Origin of the sequence: Romboutsia sp., assembly GCF_051659545.1 — a bacterium.
Taxonomy (GTDB): Bacteria; Bacillota; Clostridia; order Peptostreptococcales; family Peptostreptococcaceae; genus JBOFOR01.
Genome location: NZ_JBOFOR010000166.1, coordinates 1 through 7,452 on the forward strand (window position 1 = coordinate 1; position 7,452 = coordinate 7,452).

Here is a 7,452-nt window from a genome sequence, read left to right on the forward strand (position 1 = left end):
TTAGCTATATAATTTTGGTATACAGTTGGGATAGGAACTATCCTATAAGCTTGGAGATACTTAGTACAATGGTACTATTGACCAAGAAGCTCCCACTTCAAACGTTACCGTAGGTAGTTAAGTGGTGAGTAGTTCACAAAGCTAAAAAATAATATTATAAACAGTGGATATACATGTATGTATGCTAGTGAGAATAATAGATAATTAAATATAATAAATAATTAAACATTATATAATCAAATAGTATTAACTAAACTAAAAGCTAGGAACATATCAATATGATATGCCCTAGCTTTCAGTTTTTGATTCTAACAAAGTTTCATAAGTCAAATCTACACCAATTGCTCCAAGTGGAGCAGTAAGTAAAATTGCCAACACTGCAACAGTTAAAATAGTATTCCCAGCACCAACACCAGCAACTAATGGTAAAGAACCAATGGCAGCTTGAACAGTAGCCTTAGGTAAATAAGAAATTGCACAAAATAATCTTTCTTTAAAAGATAAGTCAGTCTTTAACAAACATACAAATACTCCACAAACTCTAAATACAAGTGCAAACAATATTAAAATTACAGTTTTAAACCCAGCACTAGATAAATATCCAATATCAACAGAAGCACCTACAAGTACGAAAAGTAAAAGCTCAAAACCTACCCATAATTTAAAAAACTTGCTAGATAGCCTAGTTGCAACAACTTTATATCTATTAAGCAAAGTACAACTAAGTGCCATTACAGATAGTAATCCTGAAATCGGTACAACGCCCTTAAGAAAAGCCTCGAGAGTTACAAAAGCAAAAGCACAGCTAAGTATTAAAAACATTTTGATAGTATCTCTCATATGAATCTTTTTAAATACTATTGTAAGTATAATTCCAGATAAAATTCCAAGACCTACCCCGAGGATAATAGCCAAAGGTATATTAGCAAAAGTAGTTAAATTAACAGCGCCACCTTCATATAATCCTAAAAAAGATGTAAATAAAATAATTACATAAATACCATCTACTGAAGTACCTGCCATAATTATTTGAGGAATATTATTTTTCTTTCCATAGCCATTATCCATTAAATTCAACATTCTAGGAACAACTACAGCAGGAGATACAGCAGCAAGAACACAACCCATAATAGCAGCTTCTAAATAGGAAATATGAAAGATCACAGGTGCAATTAAAGTTACTGCTAATATTTCAAAAGTAGCAGGAACAAAACACATAAGCAGTGCAGATCTTCCTACTTTTTTCAAATCATTAATATCTAAACTAAGACCAACTCTTGTTAAAATAACAATAAGAGCAATTTGCTTAAGTTGAGAAGAAATGTTTAAAAGATCTGGTGATATTAGATTAAAAGCATGGGGACCAAGTATCATACCACATAAAATCATACCGATTAAACCTGGTAGTTTTAATTTTTGAAAGATTCCACTTAACGAAAAACCTATAACTAAAATAAGTGTAAGACTAAATAACATAAAAAAACCTCCTTGAAAAATTCGATTTATTAATATTAAACATAAAAAAACTGATAAATTCCATGACAAATAGTCATAGAAGTCATCAGCTATTGAGCGGTTTTAGCAGTTGCTACGGGAGAACCTCATTCCCTTAAAGTTTTTAACACAAGTTTAGGATATGAATTAGGATTAAACTTGTCACAATTTATTTGTTAAAACTAAGTTTATTGTAGGACAGTAAATAATAAATGTAAAGTTAAAAAAATTAAACAATTATGTGGCTAAAGTATATGTATAATAAAATATTATGAAGTTTAAGTTATATATAATATATAAAATAAAACACTATGAAAATAAAACTACATATAGAAATTTAAACTATATATAAAATAAGTTTTTGCTAGTTAAACTTGATATATAATTAATATCAATAAGCTATTATATAATGGGGGAATAAAATTAATGAAAATAACTGTGATTTATGGAACAGAGCGTAAAAGCAAATCTACAACCTAGCAAATAGCACAAAGAGTAATTAAAAACTTAAAAGAAGAGGATGAAGTATTTGAATTTTTCTTACCCAAAGATATGAATGGATTCTGCAAAGGTTGCTATATGTGTTTTGAAGGCAAGTCAGAAAAATGTAGTGACTATTCAAAAATAACTCCAATAAGAAATGCAATGAATGAATCGGATTTGATGATATGTAGTTTTTCATTAAAAAAGGTGCTATAATATATTGATTTAATATTAATTAATACAGGAGAGAAAATAGTGAAAATAGCTGAAGATAGAAGAATTGAACTATGGATTATACTACTATACATAGCACTTATGCTAATAGGCACAGGGATGAGTACATATATTTTTCAAATTACAGACAGCCAATTAGCTAAGATGACGATACTTGCAATCGGTCAAATAGTAGCCACCTTAGGAGTAAATATAATAATAAAAAAACACTACAAGTGGGAAGATATAGGCTTTAGTGAAATAAATAAAAAAGGATTGATTTGGTTTATTCCATATATAGCAATAATATTAGCTATGGGTGCAAGTTTAATAATAAGTCTCTATAAAAAATCCTCAAGTATTAATACAACAACTTGGCTTATACTTTTACTAAATTTAATAGGAACCATCTTTGCAGGATTTACTGAAGAAGTAATCTTTAGAGGTGTACTATTAAACAATATTAAAAAACATAGATCTATAATATTAGCCATGATTGTTAGTAGTATTGGTTTTTCAATTATACATATCACCACAGTATTTTCAGGATTATCACTTTTCCAAGCTATATTAAGAGTAGGTTATACAAGTTTACTAGGCTTTGCATTTGTTACACTAGCTATCAAAATAAATAATTTATGGCCTCTTATAATTTTCCATATTGCATGGAATTATATAATAATAGCATCTGCTCAAATAGGAGTCCCCTTATCAAAGGCGAGTTTATTTTTCAATTTTGCAAACATAATAATTGGAACAATTTTATGGGTTGTAATAATAAGAGCTGAAATAAAAAGTAAAAAAGTAATAGAAAACATAATAGAAAATAGTGAAGAAATTTAAATACAGTTATAAATAATTAGTATAAAACAATAGATCATTAGATTAATAAACTTAATTAAATTTTACCTTATCAAAATTATCTTTGTAATCATACATTAACTAAGAGATGATTTTGATAAGGAGGATATTATGAAAAACTCTACCCAAAAAACTATTATTGATCAAAAAACTTCAAACATAACAAGTCAGTACTCTGAGGATAAAGTTATTCTTTTAGGAGAACAACCTTATGAAGGTTCTAATTACACTCAAAACATGGAATTAATTTTAAATATAGAAAATAGAGAATCAATAAGTATTAAATTTCCTTATGATGGCTATGACATGCAACTTTTTTTAGGGGATTTTAATGGAAATAATAAAGCAGAAATAATGGTAAGAGGCTCCTTTGGTGGTTCGGGGGGATTTGAAATTGCAGTTATTTATAAATATGAGAACAATCAATTAATAGAAATTTTTAGCCAGAGCATGTTTGATAAAGAAAACAACTGCCGAGGTAGCTTTAAAGAAAACTACAAAGTGCACATCAAATGTGGAGACAAAAAATACTCCATAGACATATCTAATAGACCTAAGGAATACTTAGATTTAATCTACAATAGTGATGGCAGTGTTAAACCGGAAGTCACAGTATATATAGACTCACCTTATGCATTTTATCCAGTAAAACAAGTTTACAGTCATTACTATTATTTACTTATTCAACAACGAATAGTTGGTATAGTAAATGCAGATACCTTGGGAGTAATAGAGACATTAGCGAATTTACTAGAAGATAAATACTCACAAGAATATAGAGGGTTACTTCTTTTACCATCACAGTTAGAAGCTTAAATAGATAATCTTAAAATCAATTTAGAATTTAAATATAAAAAATTAAGAATTAAAAAAAGTAAAACTAGTAAACATTCAATATGATTTTCAAGCATTGGATTAAGAAATAATATTTGTTGATACTCCAGGACTTCAGGGTATGATTGAAAGTAAATTAGATTTGATTTGTGGAAAAACAAAACAAGCTAAGATACAGTTATTTTTATACCTGGAGTTATCTGCGAAAAGAAAATTGAAAATAGGGAATAAGATGACGATATACCTAAAATGATATTTAGTAGTTTTAGCATGAGCATTACCCATATAAGAAGAATAGTAAGAGATAATATAAGAATTAACTAAACAAAATAATCAACAAAACTACAAATTTTTCATATATTAAATTTATGCTTAATTGCAATATCAAATTGAACTATTTTTTAAAATATGAAAAATAACCCAAATATTAGGCTGCATATATAGAATCTAAGTGTTCTTCAAATAGTTTCTCGGGTGTATTGTAGCCTAATATTTTTCTTGGTAATGTATTCATCCATTCTTCTATAAATCCTATGTCATTCACATCATAATTAGATAGTCTTTTACCCTTTGGAATAAATCTCCTGATAAGTCCATTATGACGCTCGTTAGTTCCTTTTTCAAATGAAGAGTAAGGATGAGTAAAGTATACTTTTGTTTCACATAACTCTTCAATATTAGATAATTCTGCAAACTCTGACCCATTATCTCCTGTTATACTTTTAAAAACTTTATCAAATTTATCACCAAAGAAGTCACGTATTTCAATAAGCTCTTTTGTAACAGCAGCAGCTGTTTTAGATTCTATTTTACGTACTATTGAGTTTCTAGTTTTACGTTCAACTATAGTCAAAAGAACATTATCATCACTAGATTTTTCGCCTATTACTGTATCAATTTCCCAGTGACCAAATTCCTCTCTAGTATTAATTTCAGATGGCCTTTCACTAATACTGCTACCTAGTACTTTTTTGTTTTTTCTTACTCTACTTGGTTTTGTACTTCTACGTAACTTATATGGTAAATCTACATTTTTAACTTCTAGTAACCCTAAATCTATATAGTTATATAAGGTCTTTGTACATACCATTTCGGATCTGTCAAATATATTTTCTTTTAATGCTTCGCCGAAACAAGCATCAGGAGATGAATTGTGATTTTGTATTTTATCTACAGCGTAGCTGATGAATTCACCACATTCTAGCCTTTTAAATGCACGCACAGAGTTCTTGCGGTTTTTTTCATATATAGCTTGGCCTGTATCAGCAAGATACATTTCTATCTTATTACCTTGCTTAATTTGAGTAGTAGTACCTCTCTTAATCTCATTTATGATTGTATTTATAGGTCTACAAAGTTCTTTTGCGATTTTATAAGGAGAAAGTCCATCATTTAATCTTATCTCTATAGTTGCACGTTCTTTAAAGCTAAGGTGTTTGTTTTTTCTTGAGTTTGTGTTATTATTGTTATTATCCATAGTATCCATATCCTTTTTTGTATTGTTTTTTTGTCGTGATTAAATAATAACATAGGATAAGATTACTATGGATTTTTTTTATATTTTTATTGGTTCAATTTCATTATACAATTAAGCATATTAAATTTATACTAAATTATATAGAGGTGAGATTATGAGTACAAGCTTAGATACGCTACATCCATATGTAAAACAATTAGCATTAAAATTTCTAGAAAAATGTAAAGCAGAAAATTTTCCAGTGCAAATAACTTATACATTTAGATCTATCAAAGAACAAAATGATTTGTATGCAAAAGGAAGAACAACAAAAGGGCCTAAGGTAACAAATGCAAGGGGAGGCTACTCCTATCATAATTATGGACTAGCTTTTGATGCATCCCCACTGGTAAATGGCAAAATAGATTGGAACAATGAAAGTCTATATAAAAAGATGGGTGCTATAGGAAAGTCAGTTGGATTAGATTGGGGTGGTGATTGGAAGAACTTTAAGGATATGCCCCATTTCCAATGGACAGGAGGACTTTTAATAGAAGAGTTGGTTAGAGGAAAAAGACCTATAGCTCCAGGTGGTGATACTGTTAAGGTAGATAGTATGAAGCTGTTGAAGTTTGATAGTGTGAAAGCTTTTCAAGAGAAGATGGGTTTAGGCGCTGATGGTGTTGTTGGAGGTAAGACGAAGGGTGCTATAGATGAAATTATGAAAAAGCCAACGTTGAGAAAAGGTGACAAGGGATTTGCGGTTAGGTATCTTCAGTTTAGGCTGGGACTTGCTGTTGATGGTGACTTTGGCAGTAAGACTGAGGAGGCTTTGAGGAAGTGGCAGATTGGGAATAAGTTGCTTGCTGATGGTGTTTGTGGTAGTAAGAGTTGGGATGTTTTAATATAAGATAAGAGTATAAAATATTTAAAAATAAATAGAAGTTATGCAAATTATAGTTAGTATTATTTGCGTAACTTCTATTATTATTTATCATATATATATTCTAAATGAAAACATTCAAATGTAATTACTTTCATATATATAATTTTTCAAGTAAGAGAAATAATAGTATTATCTGAAAATATAAAGGTAGGTAATACAAATGATAAAATTCAATGAAGATGTTAATATAGAAGAAAAGATACAAGAAATAGAAATAGTTATGAAAAAAACTAAAAATATTAGAATGTATAAGAGATATTCTGTAATTAGAAATCATCTTTTAGGATTTAGTAATAAGAAAATCTCTGAAATAGAAATTATAGCTCCTCATACCGTAGGTATTTATATTAATAAATATTATCAAAATGGACTGGATGGTTTGACAATGAAATATGATAATTGTGGCTCTGAAAGAAAGTTATCACCTATCCAAGAGAAAGAATTACTTGATATAATAAGCAATCACACTCCAAACGAAGTAGGATTTATCAATAGATATAATTGGACAATAGCACTTGTTAAAGAGTATATAAAAAATAAGTATAATATAGAATTTTGTATTAGTGCAACTCATGTAGTTATGAAGAGGTTAGGCCTTAGTCATACTAGACCAACATATGTACTAGCAAAAGCAGATGAAGAAAAGCAACATCAATTTATAGAAGATTTCGATTTGCTAAAAAAAATACTTTGATGGAGAAGTACAACATATTTTATTTGAAGATGAATCTATGATTAGAGACTATCAAGCTATACAGAAAACATGGTTTATAAAAGGTAAGCAAAGAAAAATTCCTACGTATGGTAAAAATGCAGGTGTTAAGCTAATCGGTATTTTAGACTATGTAGAAGGCAATGTATATTGTGAGGAACATGAAAGATATGATGCTAATATATTTTTAGGCTTTTTAGAAAAAACTTTAGATTTATACCCTACGGGTAAGGTAGTAATGATATTAGATAATGCAAGGATACATCATGCCAAGTTAATCCAACCATTTTTAAATAAAAATAAATTAAGATTAGAATTAATGTTTCTACCACCATATAGTCCTGAACTAAATTTAATTGAGGGGTTATGGGGATGGATGAAATCAGATATTGTAAATAACAGATTTTTTTCTAGTATCGCTGTAGTAAAAACAGCAATAAATAAATTTATCGA

7 protein-coding genes and 1 riboswitch are annotated in these 7,452 nt (G+C 28.9%); of the genes, 5 read left to right on the forward strand and 2 right to left on the reverse strand.

The window, feature by feature from the left end; genetic code table 11:
• Positions 1 to 288 precede the first annotated feature (288 nt).
• On the reverse strand, positions 289 to 1,476 hold the full coding sequence (locus tag ACRC03_RS09160; RefSeq protein ID WP_438652263.1) for a cation:proton antiporter: 1,188 nt from the start codon (positions 1,474 to 1,476) through the stop codon (positions 289 to 291).
• Positions 1,477 to 1,545: 69 nt separating this feature from the next.
• A riboswitch (Fluoride riboswitch) is annotated at positions 1,546 to 1,618 on the reverse strand.
• 428 nt (positions 1,619 to 2,046) lie between these two features.
• Between ACRC03_RS09160 and ACRC03_RS09165 the strand changes: the two genes are divergently transcribed.
• From ACRC03_RS09165 to ACRC03_RS09175, 3 genes are all read left to right on the forward strand, one after another.
• The gene (locus tag ACRC03_RS09165; RefSeq protein WP_438652264.1) at positions 2,047 to 2,193 is read left to right on the forward strand and encodes a hypothetical protein; all 147 of its coding nucleotides are present in this window, start codon (positions 2,047 to 2,049) and stop codon (positions 2,191 to 2,193) included.
• A gap of 39 nt (positions 2,194 to 2,232) precedes the next feature.
• On the forward strand, positions 2,233 to 3,033 hold the full coding sequence (locus ACRC03_RS09170; RefSeq protein WP_438652265.1) for a CPBP family intramembrane glutamic endopeptidase: 801 nt from the start codon (positions 2,233 to 2,235) through the stop codon (positions 3,031 to 3,033).
• A 129-nt stretch (positions 3,034 to 3,162) separates the two neighbouring features.
• The gene (locus ACRC03_RS09175; RefSeq protein ID WP_438652266.1) at positions 3,163 to 3,867 is read left to right on the forward strand and encodes a hypothetical protein; all 705 of its coding nucleotides are present in this window, start codon (positions 3,163 to 3,165) and stop codon (positions 3,865 to 3,867) included.
• Between the two features lie 445 nt (positions 3,868 to 4,312).
• Here the strand turns inward: ACRC03_RS09175 and ACRC03_RS09180 are convergent, their stop codons facing one another.
• Complete coding sequence (locus ACRC03_RS09180) at positions 4,313 to 5,362, reverse strand: IS30 family transposase (protein WP_438652267.1); 1,050 nt, start codon at positions 5,360 to 5,362, stop codon at positions 4,313 to 4,315.
• A 154-nt stretch (positions 5,363 to 5,516) separates the two neighbouring features.
• Here ACRC03_RS09180 and ACRC03_RS09185 point away from each other — a divergent pair, with 154 nt between their 5' ends.
• Both ACRC03_RS09185 and ACRC03_RS09190 read left to right on the forward strand, forming a co-directional pair.
• Positions 5,517 to 6,251, forward strand: coding sequence for a M15 family metallopeptidase (locus tag ACRC03_RS09185; RefSeq protein ID WP_438652268.1), 735 nt, complete (start codon positions 5,517 to 5,519; stop codon positions 6,249 to 6,251).
• A 196-nt stretch (positions 6,252 to 6,447) separates the two neighbouring features.
• Positions 6,448 to 7,452 (forward strand): IS630 family transposase gene (locus ACRC03_RS09190; protein WP_438652269.1). Its coding sequence is split into 2 segments (ribosomal slippage), with 1,004 coding nucleotides annotated over them: positions 6,448 to 6,978 and positions 6,980 to 7,452; the frame shifts between segments, so codons are not numbered across the junction. This gene is flagged as partial in the annotation.

Coding starts and splice junctions, on each gene's coding strand:
- ACRC03_RS09160 (WP_438652263.1), bottom strand. CDS start 1,476: ATGTTATTTAGTCTTACACTTATTTTAGTTATAGGTTTTTCGTTAAGT.
- ACRC03_RS09165 (WP_438652264.1), top strand. CDS start 2,047: ATGAATGGATTCTGCAAAGGTTGCTATATGTGTTTTGAAGGCAAGTCA.
- ACRC03_RS09175 (WP_438652266.1), top strand. CDS start 3,163: ATGAAAAACTCTACCCAAAAAACTATTATTGATCAAAAAACTTCAAAC.
- ACRC03_RS09180 (WP_438652267.1), bottom strand. CDS start 5,362: ATGGATAATAACAATAATAACACAAACTCAAGAAAAAACAAACACCTT.
- ACRC03_RS09185 (WP_438652268.1), top strand. CDS start 5,517: ATGAGTACAAGCTTAGATACGCTACATCCATATGTAAAACAATTAGCA.